Source organism: Microbacterium sp. Kw_RZR3 (assembly GCF_029222405.1).
Classification (GTDB): domain Bacteria; phylum Actinomycetota; class Actinomycetes; order Actinomycetales; family Microbacteriaceae; genus Microbacterium.
The window spans coordinates 1-17,816 of sequence record NZ_JARHXC010000123.1 but is presented as its reverse complement, the minus strand read 5'-3'; the positions used below and the strand labels follow the sequence as shown (position 1 = coordinate 17,816).

Here is a 17,816-nt window from a genome sequence, read left to right as displayed (position 1 = left end):
TTTCCCTTCACGAGAGGACCCCCTGCTCCACGATGACCGACATCGATTGGGACGAACTCCGTTCCGCCGCGACGGACGCCATGCACCGCGCGTACGCGCCCTACTCCCGCTTCAAGGTGGGCGCCGCGGCGCTGGTCGCCGACGGCCGCATCGTCTCCGGATGCAACGTCGAGAACGCCTCGTACGGCGTGACGCTGTGCGCCGAGTGCGGATTGGTGTCCGAGCTGCACATGTCGGGCGGTGGCCAGCTGGTCGCGTTCGTCTGCGTCGACGGCGAGGGGCGCACGCTCATGCCGTGCGGACGCTGCCGTCAGCTTCTGTTCGAGCACGCGATCCCGGGCATGCTGCTCGAGACCGTCAGTGGCATCCGGACCATCGACGAGGTGCTGCCCGACGCCTTCGGCCCGCGCGACCTCGAGGAGGCGGCGCGGTGACCCTTCGACAGGCTCAGGGACCGGTGCCGGAGGCCTACGACGCCGTCGACATCATCCGCGCGCAGCGCGACGGGCGGGCGATCACCGAGGGCGAGATCCGCTGGCTGGTCGACGCCTACACGCGCGGCTACGTCATGGACGCGCAGATGTCCGCGTTCACGATGGCGGTCCTGCTGAACGGCCTCGGCCGTGACCAGATCCGCGTGCTCACCGACGCGATGATCGCCTCGGGCGAGCGCATGGATTTCTCGTCCCTCGGCAAGGTCACCGTCGACAAGCACTCCACCGGGGGAGTGGGCGACAAGATCACCCTCCCGCTCGCCCCGCTGGTCGCCGCTTTCGGTGTCGCCGTGCCGCAGCTCTCGGGTCGTGGCCTGGGCCACACCGGCGGCACGCTCGACAAACTCGAGTCGATCCCGGGGTGGCGCGCAGCGCTGTCGAACGACGAGATCATGGCGCAGCTGCGCGACGTGGGCGCGGTCATCTGCGCCGCCGGCACGGGGCTGGCCCCCGCCGACAAGAAGCTCTACGCGCTGCGCGACGTCACGGGCACCGTCGAGGCCATCCCGCTGATCGCGTCGAGCATCATGTCGAAGAAGATCGCCGAGGGCACCGACTCGCTCGTGCTCGACGTGAAGTTCGGCTCCGGCGCCTTCATGCAGGACATCGACCGCGCGCGCGAGCTCGCCGAGACGATGGTCGCGCTCGGCACCGACTCGGGCGTGAACACGACGGCCCTGCTCACCGACATGAACACCCCGCTGGGTCTCGCCATCGGCAACGCCAACGAGGTGCGCGAGTCGGTCGAGGTGCTCGCCGGCGGCGGCCCCGCCGACGTGGTGGAGCTCACGGTCGCCCTCGCCCGCGAGATGCTCACGCTGGCGGGCAAGCCCGACGCCGACGTCGAAGCAGCGCTGAAGGACGGCCGCGCGATGGACGTGTGGAACCGCATGATCCGTGCGCAAGACGGGGATCCGGATGCCGCCCTCCCCACGCCGCGCGAGACTCACACGGTCATCGCCGAGCGCTCCGGTGTCGTCACCCGCGTCGAGGCGCTGCCCTTCGGCATCGGAGCCTGGCGCCTGGGTGCCGGACGCGCGCGCGCCGAGGACGCCGTCGTGCACGCGGCGGGCATCGACCTGCATGTGACCGTCGGACAGGCCGTCACCGCTGGTCAGCCGCTGTTCACCCTGTCGGCCGACGACGGGTCGCGCTTCGAGCGTGCTCTCGGCGCCGTCGAGGGGGCGCTGGAGATCGGCGACACCGCTCCGGCCGCGTCGCCGCTCGTGCGTGAGCGGATCACCGCGTAATGGCATCCGGGAAGAAGAGCTCCATGGCATCCGAAGAGTTCCGCATCGGGCGGACGAGAATCGCTGATCTGCCCAAGGTCTCTCTGCACGATCACCTCGATGGGGGTCTCCGCCCGCAGACGGTGCTCGAGCTGGCCGATGAGGTCGGTCTCGACCTGCCCGCCGACGACGCGAAGGGTCTCGAGGCATGGTTCTCCGACCACGTCGACGGCGGCTCGCTCGAGGACTACCTCGAGAAGTTCTCGGTCACGGTCGGCGTGATGCAGACGCGCGAGGGCCTCGTGCGCACGGCGAAGGAGTTCGTCGAGGACCTCGCGGCCGACGGCGTCGTGTACGGCGAGGTGCGGTGGGCTCCGGAGCAGCACCTCACGCGGGGCCTCAGCCTCGATGAGGTCGTGGATGCGGTCCAGGAGGGCATCGAGGCGGGAGAGGATGCCGCGGACGCCCGCGGTCACGACATCCGAGTCGGTCAGCTGCTCACCGCCCTGCGCCATAACGACAACGCGCGGGACATCGCGGAGCTTGCCGTGTCATGGCGGGGGCGCGGGGTCGTCGGCTTCGACATCGCGGGTCCCGAGGACGGCTTCCTGCCGTCGCGTCACCGCGAGGCGTTCGACTACCTCGCCGAACAGTTCTTCCCCACGACGGTGCATGCCGGTGAGGGGGCGGGGCTGGCATCCATCCGTTCCGCCCTCATCGACGGTCGCGCGCTGCGCCTCGGCCACGGCGTGCGCATCGCCAACGACCTCGACGTCGTCTCGCGCGAGGGCGAGGAGGTGCAGGTCACCTTCGGCGACCTGGCCCGCTGGGTGCGCGACCGCGAGATCACGCTCGAGCTCTCGCCGACGTCGAACCTGCAGTCGGGGGCCGTCACGGCGTGGGGCGACACGATGGACGCCCACCCGTTCGACCTGCTCTACCAGCTCGACTTCTCGGTCACCGTGAACGTCGACAACCGCCTGATGAGCGCGACCACGCTCACGCGCGAGCTGGGGCTTCTGGCGCAGGCGTTCGAGTACGACCTCGACGACCTCGAGGCGTTCCAGCTGAACGCCGCGGCCGGCGCCTTCCTGCCCGTGGAGGAGCGCGAGGAGCTGATCGAGATCATCTCGGAGGGCTTCCGGCGCTGAGGAGCGCCGTTAGGGGCGCGGGCCGTTCTCGGTCCGCGCCCCTTCGCGTCCCGCGAGGGCGGTCTCTCGTGCCGGCGTGCGAAACTCCTGAGATTCGCGCTCGCGAGGTCAACCAGACCCGGTTCGCGCCCGCGCCCGCTCTGTTTCTCAGGAGTTTGGCCCGCCTGACTGCTGCCCACCGCAGGCGGGGGCCCGCCTGACTGCTGCTCACCGCAGGCCGGGCCGCGGCACGTCGCCGAGCAGCAGCGGCGGGCAGTGTCGTGCGGAACTCCTGAGAATCCGGTGGATTGGCGGCAGGAGCGGTCTCGTCAGGCTCGAAGGACCGAAATTTCAGGAGTTTCGCCCGGGTACGCCGTGCGCGAGGATGCGCTCGAGTGCGGTGCGGACGCGGTCCGGGTGGTACAGGATGTCTTCGGCGAGGAGGCGAAGCGTGGCATAGCCGCGCTCCAGCGCCGCCATGTCGCGGCGCCGGTCACTCTTGTGGACGTGCCACGTGCCGTGGAATCGCTCGCTGTCGCACTCGACGATGAGCCACCCGTTCACCAGGAGATCCACGCGACCCACTCCGTCGATGCGGACCTGGAGCTCCACGTCGCAGCCGAGGTGGCGAAGCAGCAGACGGACGAGCGATTCGGTGCCGGCTTCGGCACGCGGGTCCAACAGGCGACGCAGCACCCGGAAGCGACGCGGGACGCGCGCGAAGATCTCGGCGATGTCGGCTTCGTCCACCAGTCCGAGATGCCATGCGCTGTCGAGCGTCGCAATGGCCGATCGAGGCGGTTGGCAGCGGATCGCCTGCGCGAGAGCCTCCACGAGGCCGACGGTCGAGCAGTCTCGCGGTGCAGACGAGGAGCGCCAGTGGTAGACGACGCCGTCCGGAGCCGGGGGACGTCGACTGGCCGAGCGGTTTTGCTGCACGTGGCGTTCCGCATGACGGTGCACGAACACTCCACGCAGCGCCAGGAGGCTGATGCAATCGAGCCGCCCGCCGACACGCGCCGCCGCGGTGACGTCATCGTGCGTGTCGGCTGCGACGAACCGCCCCTGCCGCACCCGCCTGATGGTCCCGTCGATGACAGCGCGGGCGAGAGCCCGCCGTGACCACCCGGCCGCGTGGAGCTCGCGCGTCGTCCACACCACATCGCGATTCTCTCCGGACGGAGGAGGAAGGGATGCCATCGGCCCACCCTGGCCGTTCCGACCGCCGTGGAACGGCTGTGGGGCCAGATCTGTGGACAACTCCCGCGGGGGAGGAGGAGTCCATCGGCTCTCTCGCTTGGGCGAAACTCCTGACTTTTCGTCGTGAGACGCCCCGTGGCAGGATGACCTCGCGTGCGAGCGCGGGTTTTTCAGGAGTTTCGCTCGCTCCGGGCGCCCGGAACGCCCTGAGCCCGCACGGCCGGGGCGGCGGGGCGCGGGTGGCAGTGCGCCGGGTGGCAGCGCGCCGGGGCGGCGAGGCGACCTGATGGCAGGGCGCCGGAGCGGCCGCAAACGCCGACGCGCGCTACGGCTGCGGCAGGAAGCCCGCGAGCTCCTCGGCGATCACACGGTCGACCTCGGCAGGATCCGCGGTGGGGGTGCCGTCGCCGGGCTGCGGGCCGTAGGCGCCGAAGGAGGCGTGGGAAGCGCCGGGAATCTCGACGAAGGTGGCGTCCGCGGGCAGTTCGGGCTTGGCATCCGCGATCTTCTGCGGGGTGCTCAGCCCATCTTCCGAGCCGGACAGGCTCAGCACGGGGATTCCGGATGCCGAGAGGTCGTTCGCGCAGTACGAGGCGAAGAGCACGAGCGCGTCGGCGTCGGTGGCGAGCTGGCACGCGCGCACGCCTCCCAGGGAGTGTCCGCCGACCGCCCACACCGCGACATCAGGTGCGAGGTCGGTGAACGTCGAGAGGGGGCGCGGGTCGAAGAACGCGAGGTTCAGCCACGGGCGCGTGATGACGACCGTGACGCCGTCATCGACCACCGTGTCGGCGAAGGTCGCGATGTAGCCCTCGGCCGCCACCTTGGCTCCGGGGATGAACACCAGACCCTGACCGGACGCCCCCGACGTCGGCGTGAGCACGATGCCCGCGCCGTCGTCGGTGATCGTGAGCCCGGGGTTCGCCTCGGCCTCGGCGAGCGGGCCCGCTTCGGGACCCATCACGCCGACCTGGCTGTAGATCAGGATGCCACCGACCAGCAGGATCACGAGGGCACCCAGGCCGCCAAGCGTCCAGCGGAGCCACCGACGTCGACGGCGCGGGGGCGCGGCAGGGGAGTCGGCAGGGGGCTCGCGATCGGTCACCTCTCGAGCGTATCCCCGCCCGCCGGGACCATGCCTCGCACCAAACGCCACCGCCGACGTCGCGCGCGAGGCGACACGTCGGCGGTGATGTCCGAACAACGGACGTCTCAGGCGCCGATCGCCGCCTGTCGTGCGGCGACGATCTCGACCACGCGGGCGAACAGAGGATGCGAAGGCTCCAGGCCCGTCACCTCGGCGGTGAATGCCTCGGCATCGAGCTCGCGCAGCATGCGCTGCAGGTCGACGGCCTGGACGTCTTCGGCATCCTGGAACTCGAGGGCGGCGGCCATCGCGGCGACGAGGGCGTCGACGGGGAGGCCGCGCTCGACCGCCTCGGCGGCGGGACCGACGAAGCGTTCGTGGCGCGAGAGCTTGCGCAGCGGCTGCCGTCCCACGCGCCACACCGTGTCGGGCAGGGCGGCGTTGCGGAAGCGGCGCAGGATCGTCGCGCGATACTCGCCCTGCACGTCGGCGTCGAGCTCGTGCTTCTCGACGAGCAGGGCGCTCGTCTCCTCGAGAGCCGCCTCGACCTTCGCCGCGATGGCCGGGTCGGCCAGGGCGTCGGAGATGCGGTCGACTCCCGCCTGCGCACCGAAGTACGCCGTGGTGGCGTGGCCGGTGTTGACCGTGAAGAGCTTGCGCTCGATGTACGGCTCGAGGTCGTCGACGAAATGCGCGCCGGGGATGTGCGGGGGAGTGTCCCCGAAGGGCGCGCGTTCGATCGCCCACTCGTAGAACGGCTCCACGGTGACGTCGACGCCTCCACCCGACTGCGCCGGCACGATCCGGTCGACCGCGGTGTTGGCGAAGACGGCACGGGATGCCAGAGCGTCCCAGGACTCTCCCGCGAGCTCGATGACGTGCTCGCGCAACTGGTCGGTCGCGCCGATCGCGTTCTCGCACGCCATGATCTGCAGGGGAGCGAGCGCCGGGTCGCGCAGGGCGAGGCCCGCGACGATGTGCGGGGCCACGAACTTCAGGATCGTGGGTCCGACGGCGGTGGTCACCACGTCGGCGGTGGCGATCTCGTCGACCAGGGTCTCGGCATCCACGGAACTGTCGATCGCCCGGAAACCGGTCACCTCCTTGTCGACGCCCCCTTCGCCCACCTCGTGGACGGTGTACGAGGACGCTGCGTTGATGGCCTCGACGAGCGCGGCGGACACGTCGGAGAAGACGAGGTCGTACCCGCCCTCGTGCAGCAGCAGTCCGACGAAGCCGCGCCCGATGTTGCCGGCGCCGAAGTGGACGGCCTTCATGCGTTGACGGACCCGGAGAGCGCCTCGAACAGTTCCACGGGCGACGAGGCCGCCTTCAGGCGCGTGACGTCGTCTTCCTCCGAGAAGAGGATCGCGATCTGCGACAGGATCTCGAGGTGCTCATCGCCCTTGCCGGCGATGCCGATGACGAAGGTGACGGGTTCCCCGCCCCAGTCGACACCGCCGTCGTAGCGGACGACCGAGAGGCCCGACTCGAGGATCGCCTGCTTGGTCTCGTTCGTGCCGTGGGGGATGGCGAGCTCGTTGCCCATGTAGGTCGACACGGTCTCTTCGCGGGCCTGCATGGCCGCGAAGTACTCGTCGGTGACGGCACCGGTGGCCTGGAGCAGGTCGGCCGCTTCCTTCATCGCCTCCTCGCGGGTGGCGCTTCCGGGGTGGATGCGGACGGATTCGATGCGGAGGACGTTCGACATGGGTTCTCGCCTTTCTCGTCGTGCTGTCCAGCCTCGCAAACCGCGGGCCGGACGGGAAGACGGAGGGGCCGGGGTTGTGTCCCGGCCCCTCCGTGCTAGGGGATTACTTCGTCTCGTGCTGCGAGCGGACCATTTCGACGACCTCGTCGTACTTCGGCGAGTTCATGAAGTTGTCCACCGACACGTGCACCGCGTCGGGCGACTGCGCCTTCGCGCGGTCGGTCAGCTGGTTCTGCGTGATGATCAGGTCGGCCGAGCCGTCGAGGTTCGCGATCGCCTGGTTGGTGACCGTGACCCCCTCGATGCCGGCCTTCTTGATCTTGTTGCGCAGCACGCTCGCGCCCATGGCCGAGGAGCCCATGCCCGCGTCGCAGGCGAACACGATGGTGTTCAGCTGCTTCGTGGCCACGCCGCCCTCGAGACCGCCGAGGGCGCCGTCGACGTCGCTCTCGGCGGCGTCGGTCGTGCCCGCGCCCGTGGTGCCGGCCGCGCGGGTGCGCAGGGCGCCGAGGGCGGCGGACTCCTTGCCCTTGTTCGCGGCGGTCTGGTCGATGGCCGCGGCGAAGCTGTCGCCCTCGGCCTCCTGGTCGCGCTTGCGCGAGGCGCGGAGGATGATGCCGGCGATCAGGAAGGTCACGACAGCGGCGACGACGACCGACAGCAGGACGACGAGTACGTTCGCGACGCCACCGCCGGCGGCGGCAGCCGTCACCGCGATGATGCTGCCCGGGGCCGCGGGGAAGACCAGACCGCCCTGGAAGATCATGTTCGTGGCGACACCCGAGGCGCCACCGGCGATCAGGGCGAGGATCGTCATGGGCTTGGCGAGGGCGTACGGGAAGTAGATCTCGTGGATGCCACCGAGGAACTGGATGACGATGGCGCCGGGGGCAGAGGCCTTCGCCGCGCCCACACCGAAGAAGGTGAAGGCGAGGAGCAGGCCGAGGCCCGGGCCGGGGTTCGCTTCGATGAGGAAGAGGATCGACTTGCCCGTGTCGGCGACCTGTTCGACGCCGAGCGGGGTGAACACGCCGTGGTTGATGGCGTTGTTGAGGAACAGCACCTTGGCGGGCTCGACGATGATCGACAGCACCGGCAGCAGGTTGAACTGCACCAGGAAGCCGACGATGCCGCCGAGGACCGCGCTGATGCCGAGGAAGACCGGGCCGAAGGCGAAGAAACCGACGATCGCGAGGACCATGCCGAGGATGCCGGCCGAGAAGTTGTTGACGAGCATCTCGAAGCCGGGGCGGATCTTGCCGTCCCACAGCTTGTCCATCTGCTTGGTGATCCAGGCCGCGAGCGGGCCCATGATCATCGCGCCGAGGAACATGGGGATGTTGGTACCGGCGATGACGCCCATCACGGCGATCGTGCCGACCACGCCACCGCGCGCACCGTAGACGATGCGTCCACCGGTGTTGGCGATGAGCAGCGGCAGCAGGTACGTGATCATGATGCTCACGAGGCCCACGTAGCCCTGGTAGGTCGTGCCGTCTTCGGTCGCGCTGAGGGCGGTCATCGCGCCGGGCCAGCCGATGGTGGCGGCGTCGCCGCCGCCGCCGAGGATCTCGGCGACCGGTGCCCAGTGCCACGCGGGTCCGAAGGGGCTTTCCGCACCGAAGAATCCGGCCGGGATGAAGAGCATGGTGATGAAACCCCATGCGATGAAGGCCGCGATGTTCGGCATGATCATGCCGGAGAGGAACGTGCCGAATCGCTGTACCGCGATCCGAGCCCCTCCCGGCTTCTTGGCGGGTGACGTCGTCGTCATTGCTGTGTCTCCTTGTATGGTGCGCGGCGGGCGCCGCGCTGGTGGGGGGAACGGCGTGTGCCGTGGTGCAGGTGGGGGCGGCGGTCACCGCCCCCGGGTGGTTCACGAGGCCGCGGGGACGGCCTCACGGGTCGAGGAAGCGGCCTGGGCTGCTTCGCGGGCGGATGCCGCGTCATCGGCGGACAGGGCGGCCTCGGCGATGCGCAGGGCGTCGTCGAGGGTGTGGCCGAGGAGGGTGGCGCGCACGTCCGCGAGGGCCGTGGGGGCCATCGACAGCGTCGTCGCGCCGAGTCCGACGAGAACGACCGCCAGCAGCGGATCGGCCGCCGCCTCACCGCAGATGCCGACGGGCTTGCCGTTCACCCGGCCCGCCGCACCTACCTCGCGGATGAGGCGGAGAACGGCCGGATGCCACGGGTCCTGGAACGATGCGACGGAACCGAGCAGGCGGTCGGCGGCGAGGGTGTACTGCGTGAGGTCGTTCGTCCCGATCGAAACGAAGTCCGCGATCTGGAGGATGCGGTCCGCCATCAGCGCGGACGAGGGGACCTCGACCATCACGCCGGTCGTCTTCAGGCCGTAGTCGCGGGCCAGCTCGGTGAAGTAGCGCGTCTCCTCGACGGTCGAGACCATGGGGGCCATGACCCACAGGTCGGCGGGTCCGGCTTCGGTCTTGCGGGTCGCGGCATCCGCCTCCGCCAGCGCGGTCAGCTGCTCGCGGAGGATGTCCTCGCTCGCGCGGAGTGCGCGGAGGCCACGGAGGCCGAGAGCCGGGTTCTCCTCGTGCGCGTCGTTGAGGAACGGCAGCGGCTTGTCGGCACCGGCGTCGAGCATGCGCACGACGACCTTCTTGCCCGGGAAGGCGCTCAGCAGCTCGGTGTACGCGGCGCGCTGCTCCTCGACGGTCGGGGCGGAGCTGGAGCTGAGGAAGAGGAACTCGGTGCGGAACAGGCCCACGCCCTCGGCCCCCAGCTCGACGGCCTCGGCGGCGCCGCCCGGCTTTCCGAGGTTGGCGAGCAGGGGCACTTTGGTGCCGTCGGCGAGGGCGCCGTCGGTGAGAGGGGCGGATGCCGCGGCGGCACGGGCCTCGGCACGGTTCGCCGCGCGGGCCTTCTCGTCGTCGGTCGGGTCGACGGTGACGACGCCCGCGGCGGCGTCGACGATCACGGACTGTCCATCGACGAGGTCCTTGGCGCCCGCGGCGCCGACGACGGCGACGATCGACTTCTCGCGGGCGAGGATCGCCGTGTGCGAGGTGGGGCCGCCCTCGGTCGTGACCAGCGCGAGCACCTTGTCGAGGTCGAGCAGGGCGGTGTCGGCGGGGGCCAGGTCTTTCGCGACAAGCACGAATGGGTGACCGGGATCCGGGATGCCGGGGGCCGCGACGCCGCGCAGGCGCGCGATGACGCGCTGGGCGACGTCGTCGAGGTCGGCGGCGCGCTCGCCGAGGTAGCCGCCGAGGGCGACGAGCTGCTCACGGAACGAGGCGAAGGCGTCGTGCACGGCGAACTCGCCGGTTTTGCCGGCGGCGAGACGGCTGTCGACCTCGGCTTCGAGGGTCGGGTCCTCGGCGATCATCGCCTGGGCCTCGAGCACGTCGCGGGCGGCGCCGCCCGCTTGTGCCCCGCGGGCCTCGAGCTCGCGCGCGACGGCGTTGATGGCCTCGCGCACGCGCGCGGTCTCGTCCTCGACGCTCAGCTCGCTCTTCGCGTCCTTCGGGGCGGGCAGGGGCTCCGCCATGCGCGCGATGGGTCCCTGGGCGACGCCCAGTCCGATTCCGACTCCACGGAGTTCCGTCATGTGCTTGTTTCCTTTACTGCGCGCCGTTATGCGGCGTCGTGGTCGGTGGTCAGCAGTTCGCTGAGACGATCGATGGTCGCTTCGGCGTTGTCGCCGTCGGCCGTGAGGGTGACGTAGTCGCCGTACTCCAGGCCCAGCGCGATGATGCCGAGGATGCTCGCGGCGTTGACCGGGGCGCCGGCATCCTTGGCGATGGTCACCGGGATTCCGGACTCCTTCGCCGCCTGTGCGAACAGCTTCGCGGGGCGTGCGTGCAGGCCGTGGGACGATCCGATCCGGACGGTGCGGGTGAGTCGAGGCATGGGATCACTCCTTCTCGTGAGTCAGAAGCGGTCGGGCGCCGAGCGCCCCCTGGACGAGGGCGAGGGCGCGCGTGCCGTCGAGGTCGGCGAACACGTCGGGTGGCAGCAGGACCACCTTGACGCCGCGCGTCGCGGCATCCCGTTCGATCGCGTCGAGGTCGCCTGCGAGGTGGGGGCCGACGAGGACGACATCGCATCCGTCGAGATCGATCGGGAGCGAACGCAGCGTTCCCGCGGAGGCGGCATAGTCGAGGCCGCGCTCGTGGGCCGCGCGGCGTACCCGCTGCGCGACGAACGTGCTGGACGCACCCGCACCACAGACCACCAGGATCCTCATCGAACCCGCCTCCTTACCTCTCGATTGTCTGGAAGCGGCTCCCAGCGGACAACCAGGTTCGTTTCCCACCCCCCGGAACGTGGATGCCGGTCGCCCGCGCAGCGACCCGGGTCGCGTGGTTGGATGGAGGGTGCGCTGCCATACCGGGCGCGGCGCGGAGGACGGATCGTGACGACGAAAGCTCGCCAAGACCGCCTGCTGGCCCTGTTGCTGCGCGACGGGGAGTGGTCGACGGCTGCATCTCTGGCGGACGCCCTCGGGGTGACCCCGCGGAGCATCCGCTCCTACGTGACGGCGATCAACGCCCGCGCCGGGGGCATGAGCGCGATCGAGTCGGGGCCGCTCGGCTACCGGGCCGGCAGTGACGCCGCCGTCGCGCTGCGGGCGAACGGGGGATTGGATGCCGGGACCCCCCGCGATCGCCTCCACACCCTGGTGCGGCGCCTCCTCGACTCGGCCGACGGCATCGACGTCTTCGAGACGGCCGACGCTCTGCACGTCAGCGCGGCCACGCTCGAAGCGGATCTCTCACGCGTGCGGGGGCTGCTCGGCGGGACCGAGCTGACGCTCGAGCGCTCGGCATCCCTCGCTCGCCTCCGGGGCACCGAGGTGGCGCAGCGTCGCTTGCTGTCGAAGCTCGCGCACGACGAGATGGATGCCGGGCACTTCGACCTCGACGCGCTGCGGCGAACGCTCGGCGAGAGGTCCGTCGGCGCGCGGGCCTTCGGTCCCTTCAAGGCCGAGCTGGTCGCCGAGCTCGGCGCCCTCGGCTACTTCGTGAACGAGATCGGCATCGGCGACGTCGTCATGCACATCGCGATCGCCGCGGACCGGACCACCCGCGACCGGGCCCTCGGATCGACCGGTGCGGACGTATCGGATGCCACGGCGGCGGTCGCGGATCTGTTGGACCGTCTGACCCTCAAGCACATCGGGGTGCAGCTCGGGCAGGGCGACCTCCGCCACCTCGCGACCCTGGTGCTCACACGGATCGTCGCGCCGGGCGCCCCCGCGGCCGACGACGTCCGTTCCCGCCTGTCGCCCGAGGTCGAGGCAGCCGTTCGCGCGGTCGTCGAGGCGGCGGCATCCCAGTTCCTCGTCGACATCGCGCACGAGGACTTCATCCTGCGCCTCGCGCTGCACGTGCAGAACCTGCTGCACCGCTCTCGAGAGCAGGCGTGGTCGCGGAACCCCCTGACGCGGTCGTTGAAGTCGACGTACCCGATGATCTTCGAGGTGGCGGTCTACATCGCGACCGGGCTCCAGGACTCGCTGGGCATCCCGATCCTCGACGACGAGATCGCGTATGTCGCGATGCACGTCGGCGGGCGCCTCGAGCGCAGCCGCCGCGCCGATCAGCTCCTCACCGCGACGATCGTGTGCCCGGGGTACTACGAACTGCACGAGCTGCTGCGCTCCAGCGTGGACCGTTCGCTCGGGCAGGCGATCGAGGTCGTCGGTGTCGAGACGCGCATCGATCCGGTCTGGGAGGGCATCGACACCGACCTGGTGCTGACGACGATCGACCCTCCCCGCACGGGCGACCGGTTCGTCCGCATCCAGCCGTTCCTCACCGACGCCGACGTCGAGCGCGTGCAGGCGGCGGCCGGGCGTGTGCGGCGGGGGAGGCGCCTCGCGCGGCTCCGGGCCGAGCTGGAGCGCTACTTCTCTCCGGACGCCTTCGTGCGCGGCCTCGACGGGGCCGACGGCGAGGCGGGCGTCATCCGCGACCTGGGCGCGCTGTTGACGAACCAGGGGGTCATCGACGACGACTACGTCACCCGGGCCGTCGAGCGCGAGGCCATCTCGTCGACGGCGTTCACCGACGCGCTCGCGGTGCCGCACGCGATGGGCATGACGGCGACGCAGACGCGGATCGCGATCGGCATCGCCGACCCCTCGATCGCCTGGGGCGAGGGGCGCGTGCAGGTCGTGGCCCTCGTGGCGTTCAGCGAGGCCGACCGCGAGGCGTTCCAGACGGTGTTCGAGCAGTTCGTCGAGGTGTTCAGCGAGCGCGAGAGCGTTCAGCGCATCGTGCGACGCGGCACGGACTTCGCGGCGTTCCTCGACGAGCTGGTCGCGGTGATCGACGGCTGACGCGCGGCTACGCATCCTCGCTCGCCCGCGATCTGGGGCTCGGGGTGGTCGTATCCGCGGATCCCGGGGCGGCGGCATCCGTCCGCCTTCCGTGTTCGGGGCGCGTTTCGTGGGATGGGGCGTCGGAAGTACGCCCCGGCGGAAGGTTCGCGCCCCAAAGCCGGAGTCGGATCATCTCACGGGTCTCAAGAAGTCGTCGGAGTGCCGACGAGCTCACGCCGTCCTCGGCGAGGTCGTCGCGGGACAGCAGAACGAGTGCGGACATGACCGACAGTGTGGCGGGGTTCGCGACCGCGGCACCCGGCTCCGTGGCATCCCGTGATGTGTGCCGGAAGATTGCGTCCTGGGGAGGAGTAGTTCGGGCGTCACGCGCAACCCGGGTCTGGGGCGCGATTCTCTCGTCAGGGCGCAAGAATCGCGCCCCGGCGGAAGAAACGCGCCCTAAGCCCCGAGCCGCAGAGCGGAAACGCGCCCCAAACGGGGCAGGGCGGGTCAGCGCACCGCGGTCAGCAACGCCTCGGCACCGGCGCGCAGTGCGGCCAGACGCCGGTTCGCCTTCTTCGCCGAGCTCGCCTGCACGTCGAGGTAGAGCTTGAGCTTCGGTTCGGTGCCGCTCGGGCGCACGATTAGCCGCGAACCGTCGTTGAGCCAGATCCGCAGCACGTCGCCCGGGGGCAGCCCGTCGACTCCGAGCAGCAGGTCGTCGATTCTCGACACCGCGATCTCGCCGACGGCGGAGGGCGGCTGGGCGCGGAGGGATGCCATGATCCCGGCGATCTCGCTCACGTCGGTGACCCGCACCGAGATCTGGTCGCTCGCGAACGCGCCGAAGGTCTCACGGAACTCCCGGAGCAGGTCCGCCACGGTGCGGCCCTCGGCTCGAGCGTCGGCGGCCATGCCGAGCAGCGCGACCGCGGCCGAGATCCCGTCCTTGTCGCGCACGACGTCGGGATTCACGAGGTAGCCCAGCGCCTCCTCGAAGCCGAAGACGATGCCCGGGGCGCGCGAGATCCACTTGAACCCGGTGAGCGTCGAGCGGAAGTCGAGACCGTAGTGCTCGGCCACGGCCTGCAGCCCGGGCGACGACACGAGCGAGCACGCGAGCGTTCCGCCCGTCCCGGCGGCCGCCGCGGCTCGCGCTGCGCGCCAGCCCAGCAGCAGACCGATCTCGTTGCCGCTCAACCGGCGCCATCCGCCGTCGGTCTCGGCATCCGGGATCGCGACCGCGAGGCGATCGGCATCCGGGTCGTTCGCGATCACCAGTTCGGCGTCGGCCGCGCGCGCGGTCTCGAACGCGAGGTCCATCGCGCCCGGCTCTTCGGGGTTCGGGAACGCGACCGTGGGGAAGCGCCCGTCGGGCTGGATCTGCGCCTCGACGACCACCGGCGCGGGGTAGCCGGCCTCGGTGAGCACCCGCGAGACCGTCTCCCAGCCCACGCCGTGCATCGCGGTGTAGACCCAGCGGAGCCCCTCCGCGCCCGCCGGTGCCGGGGCGACGGCAGCGGTCGCGGCGACGTACGCCTCCACGACCGATTCCGGGGCATTGGCGTACCCCACCGAGCGCGGCAGGATCGTGACGTCGCCGTCGTCCGCCACGCGCTGGATGTGCGCGGCGATCTCGGCGTCGGCCGGCGAGACGATCTGCGCGCCGTCGTCGGCGCCGCCGAGGTAGACCTTGTAGCCGTTGTCGTCGGGCGGGTTGTGGCTCGCCGTGACCATGACGCCGGCATCCGCGCCGAGGTGCCGCACGGCGAAAGCGAGCACGGGCGTGGGCAACAGGCGTGGCAGGAGGATCGCGTGCAGCCCCGCCCCCGCGAAGATCTCGACCGAGTCGCGCGCGAACACGTCCGAGTTGCGTCGACCGTCGTACCCGACGACCACGGTCGGCGTTCCGTCCGGCTGCTTCTCGCGGAGATACGCGGCGAAACCGGCCGCCGCTTGAGCCACGAGCACGCGGTTCATGCGGTTCGAGCCGGCGCCGAGCGTGCCGCGCAGTCCCGCCGTCCCGAAGGCCAAGCGCGTCGAGAAGCGGTCCGCGAGGTCGGCGGCGGCCGCGTCGTCGCCGTCTTCGACGCGGGTGATGAGCGCGGCGAGCTCCTCGCGGGTGACGGCATCCGGGTCCTGCGCCAACCAGGCGCGGGCCGCGGCCAGGTACTCGCTCACAATGCGTTGACCACGCGGGCGAGCAGCGCCGAGATGACGGGCTCCGCCTCGCGACCGGCTTCGAGGACCTCGGCGTGGCTCAGTGGCGTCTGCTGGATGCCGGCGGCCAGGTTCGTGATGAGCGAGAAGCCGAGGATCTCCATGCCGGCCTGGCGGGCCGCGATCGCCTCGAGCGACGTCGACATGCCGACGATGTGCCCACCGATCGTCTTCGCCATCTGCACTTCGGCGGGAGTCTCGTAGTGGGGTCCCCGGAACTGCGTGTACACACCCTCGTCGAGCGTCGGGTCGATCGATCGGGCGAGGTCGCGCAGGCGCTTCGAGTACAGGTCGGTGAGGTCGATGAAGGTCGCACCCTCGAGAGGGGAGTCGGCCGTGAGGTTGATGTGATCGCTGATCAGCACGGGCTGTCCGGGCTTCCACGTCTCGCGGATGCCACCGGCTCCGTTCGTGAGGATCATCGTGGTGGCGCCGGTGGCGGCCGCCGTGCGGACGCTGTGCACGACCCGGCGCACGCCGTGGCCCTCGTAGTAGTGGGTGCGGGCGCCGATCACGAGGACGTTCTTGCCGCCGGGGGTGCGGACGCTCCGGAGCGTGCCGACGTGCCCCTCGAGGGCGGGCTTCGAGAAACCGACGACCTCGGTCGCGGGGAACGACGCCGTCTCCTCGCCGATGAGCTCGGCGGCGCGGCCCCAGCCCGACCCGAGGGTGACGGCGATGTCGTGGTGCTCGACACCGGAAAGGCGGGCGATGTCGGCCGCCGCGGCTGCGGCGACCTCGAACGGGTCGACGGCCGGATCGTCGAGCGGGTGAGAAGTGCTGTTGGACATCCCCCCACTCTAGAAAGCGGCGGGCTCGCGGGCCAGACGCGGACCGCGCGTCGTTCGAAGGAAGCACCCTAGGGAAGAATGGATGCCATGGTGCAGAGCTTCGAGCGCAAGCAGTCCGTCGCGATCGTCGGCGGTGGCCCCGGCGGCTACGAAGCGGCTCTCTCGGCCGCCCAGTTGGGCGCCGACGTGACTCTGGTGGAACGGGCGGGCGTGGGCGGCTCGGCCGTCATCACCGACGTCGTGCCGTCGAAGACACTCATCGCGACCGCCGATGCGGCCGTCGCCATCCGCAACGCCAGCGAGCTCGGCGTGCAGCTCTTCGCGCGCGACGACCGGGGCAAGCCCCTCACCCCCGAGGTCGCGATCAACCTCGCGGCGGTCAACCAGCGCCTTCTGTCGCTCGCTCGGCAGCAGTCCGACGACATGCGGGCGTCGCTGCTCGAGGCGGGCGTCCGCATCATCGCGGGTCACGGACGGCTGGACGGTCCGGGCGCCGTGGTCGTGTCGACCGAGGCCGGCGGCACCGACTTCGACCGCATCGAGGCCGAGACCCTCGTCGTCTCGGTGGGGGCCTCGCCGCGCGAGCTGCCCTCGGCCAAGCCCGACGGCGAGCGCATCCTCACGTGGACGCAGCTCTACAACATGAAGTCCGTTCCCACGCACCTCATCGTCGTCGGCTCGGGTGTCACGGGCGCCGAGTTCGCCTCGGCCTACATGAACCTCGGCGCCAAGGTGACACTCGTCTCGAGCCGCGACCAGGTGCTTCCCGGGGAGGATCAGGATGCCGCGGCCGTCCTCGAACGCGTGTTCCAGCGCGGCGGTATGACGCTGCTGGCGAAGGCTCGTGCCGATTCGGTCGTGAACACCGGTGACGGTGTCACCGTGACCCTCGCGGACGGCCGCACGATCGAGGGCAGCCACTGCCTCATGGCGGTCGGCTCGATCCCGAACACCGCGGGGATCGGCCTCGCGGAGGCGGGGGTGCAGATGACCTCGTCCGGGCACATCCGCGTCAACCGCGTCGCGCGCACCTCGGTGCCGAACATCTACGCGGCCGGCGACTGCACGAACTTCTTCCCCCTGGCATCCGTGGCATCCATGCAGGGCCGTCAGGCGATCTTCCACGCGCTCGGCGACATCGTGATCCCGCTCGAGACGCGCCGGATCACGGCGAACATCTTCACCGCGCCCGAGATCGCGACGGTGGGGTTCAGCGAGCAGGACGTCGTCGACGGCAAGATCGCCGGCGTCGTGAAGAAGCTGCCGTTGTCGGCGAACCCCCGCGCGAAGATGCAGGGCATCACCGACGGGTTCGTGAAGCTCATCGCCCGCAAGGGCAGTGGCACCGTCATGGGCGGCGTCATCGTCGGACCGAAGGCGTCCGAGCTCATCTACCCCCTGGCGATCGCGGTGGAACGCCGGCTGACCGTCGACCAGGTCGCCCGCGTCTTCGCGGTCTACCCCTCGCTCACGTCGAGCATCACCGACGCGGCGCGCGCGATGCACATCGTCGACCGCGACGATCCCGGCGAGGACTGAGCAAGGCGGATGCCGGGCCCCGGCATCCGTTGTCCTCCGGTGTTTCGTGAGGTGTCGGTCGACGCATAAACGCTGTTTGCGCGCATAAACGCGGTGTGCTCGCGTTTATACGCGTGGATCGCG

The 17,816-nt window shown here is 70.6% G+C and carries 15 protein-coding genes; 5 read left to right on the top strand and 10 right to left on the bottom strand.

Annotated elements, in window-relative coordinates:
- Positions 1–32: 32 nt before the first annotated feature.
- The 3 genes from P2P98_RS06675 to P2P98_RS06665 are packed head-to-tail and all read left to right on the top strand — an operon-like array spanning position 33 to position 2,874.
- On the top strand, positions 33–434 hold the full coding sequence (locus tag P2P98_RS06675) for a cytidine deaminase (RefSeq protein WP_058231121.1): 402 nt from the start codon (positions 33–35) through the stop codon (positions 432–434).
- Positions 431–1,744: a thymidine phosphorylase gene (locus tag P2P98_RS06670; RefSeq protein ID WP_275798360.1), complete on the top strand. Its 1,314-nt coding sequence runs from the start codon at positions 431–433 to the stop codon at positions 1,742–1,744. Before P2P98_RS06675 ends, P2P98_RS06670 begins: the two co-directional genes overlap by 4 nt.
- Positions 1,745–1,767: 23 nt before the next feature.
- Positions 1,768–2,874: an adenosine deaminase gene (locus P2P98_RS06665; protein ID WP_275798358.1), complete on the top strand. Its 1,107-nt coding sequence runs from the start codon at positions 1,768–1,770 to the stop codon at positions 2,872–2,874.
- Positions 2,875–3,204: 330 nt separating this feature from the next.
- Here P2P98_RS06665 and P2P98_RS06660 read toward each other — a convergent pair whose 3' ends face one another.
- The 8 genes from P2P98_RS06660 to P2P98_RS06625 form a co-directional block, all read right to left on the bottom strand.
- Positions 3,205–4,053, bottom strand: coding sequence for a type IV toxin-antitoxin system AbiEi family antitoxin domain-containing protein (locus tag P2P98_RS06660; RefSeq protein WP_275798356.1), 849 nt, complete (start codon positions 4,051–4,053; stop codon positions 3,205–3,207).
- 325 nt (positions 4,054–4,378) lie between these two features.
- On the bottom strand, positions 4,379–5,158 hold the full coding sequence (locus P2P98_RS06655) for an alpha/beta hydrolase (RefSeq protein WP_275798354.1): 780 nt from the start codon (positions 5,156–5,158) through the stop codon (positions 4,379–4,381).
- 107 nt (positions 5,159–5,265) lie between these two features.
- Complete coding sequence (locus P2P98_RS06650) at positions 5,266–6,417, bottom strand: mannitol-1-phosphate 5-dehydrogenase (protein ID WP_275798352.1); 1,152 nt, start codon at positions 6,415–6,417, stop codon at positions 5,266–5,268.
- Positions 6,414–6,851 (bottom strand): PTS sugar transporter subunit IIA, encoded by a 438-nt coding sequence (locus tag P2P98_RS06645; RefSeq protein WP_275798350.1) that lies wholly within the window; start codon positions 6,849–6,851, stop codon positions 6,414–6,416. Before P2P98_RS06645 ends, P2P98_RS06650 begins: the two co-directional genes overlap by 4 nt.
- Before the next feature lie 103 nt (positions 6,852–6,954).
- Entirely contained in the window at positions 6,955–8,625 is a 1,671-nt protein-coding gene (locus tag P2P98_RS06640; RefSeq protein WP_275798348.1) for a PTS mannitol transporter subunit IICB, read from the bottom strand.
- Between the two features lie 102 nt (positions 8,626–8,727).
- On the bottom strand, positions 8,728–10,425 hold the full coding sequence (gene ptsP / locus P2P98_RS06635; protein WP_275798346.1) for a phosphoenolpyruvate--protein phosphotransferase: 1,698 nt from the start codon (positions 10,423–10,425) through the stop codon (positions 8,728–8,730).
- Positions 10,426–10,451: 26 nt separating this feature from the next.
- Positions 10,452–10,727, bottom strand: a complete 276-nt coding sequence (locus P2P98_RS06630) for an HPr family phosphocarrier protein (RefSeq protein WP_275798345.1) — start codon at positions 10,725–10,727, stop codon at positions 10,452–10,454.
- Between the two features lie 4 nt (positions 10,728–10,731).
- Positions 10,732–11,064: a PTS sugar transporter gene (locus tag P2P98_RS06625; protein ID WP_275798343.1), complete on the bottom strand. Its 333-nt coding sequence runs from the start codon at positions 11,062–11,064 to the stop codon at positions 10,732–10,734.
- 168 nt (positions 11,065–11,232) lie between these two features.
- Between P2P98_RS06625 and P2P98_RS06620 the strand changes: the two genes are divergently transcribed.
- Positions 11,233–13,161 carry a PTS sugar transporter subunit IIA gene (locus P2P98_RS06620; RefSeq protein WP_275798341.1) on the top strand — a complete coding sequence of 643 codons (1,929 nt, stop codon included), beginning with the start codon at positions 11,233–11,235 and terminating at the stop codon, positions 13,159–13,161.
- Positions 13,162–13,653: 492 nt separating this feature from the next.
- Here the strand turns inward: P2P98_RS06620 and P2P98_RS06615 are convergent, their stop codons facing one another.
- Positions 13,654–15,324 (bottom strand): phospho-sugar mutase, encoded by a 1,671-nt coding sequence (locus tag P2P98_RS06615; RefSeq protein ID WP_275798339.1) that lies wholly within the window; start codon positions 15,322–15,324, stop codon positions 13,654–13,656.
- Positions 15,321–16,154 (bottom strand): purine-nucleoside phosphorylase, encoded by an 834-nt coding sequence (locus tag P2P98_RS06610; RefSeq protein ID WP_275798337.1) that lies wholly within the window; start codon positions 16,152–16,154, stop codon positions 15,321–15,323. Before P2P98_RS06610 ends, P2P98_RS06615 begins: the two co-directional genes overlap by 4 nt.
- A gap of 78 nt (positions 16,155–16,232) precedes the next feature.
- On the opposite strand from P2P98_RS06610, the gene P2P98_RS06605 reads away from it, so the two are divergent.
- Positions 16,233–17,693 (top strand): NAD(P)H-quinone dehydrogenase, encoded by a 1,461-nt coding sequence (locus P2P98_RS06605; RefSeq protein WP_275798335.1) that lies wholly within the window; start codon positions 16,233–16,235, stop codon positions 17,691–17,693.
- The last annotated feature ends 123 nt before the right edge of the window (positions 17,694–17,816 follow it).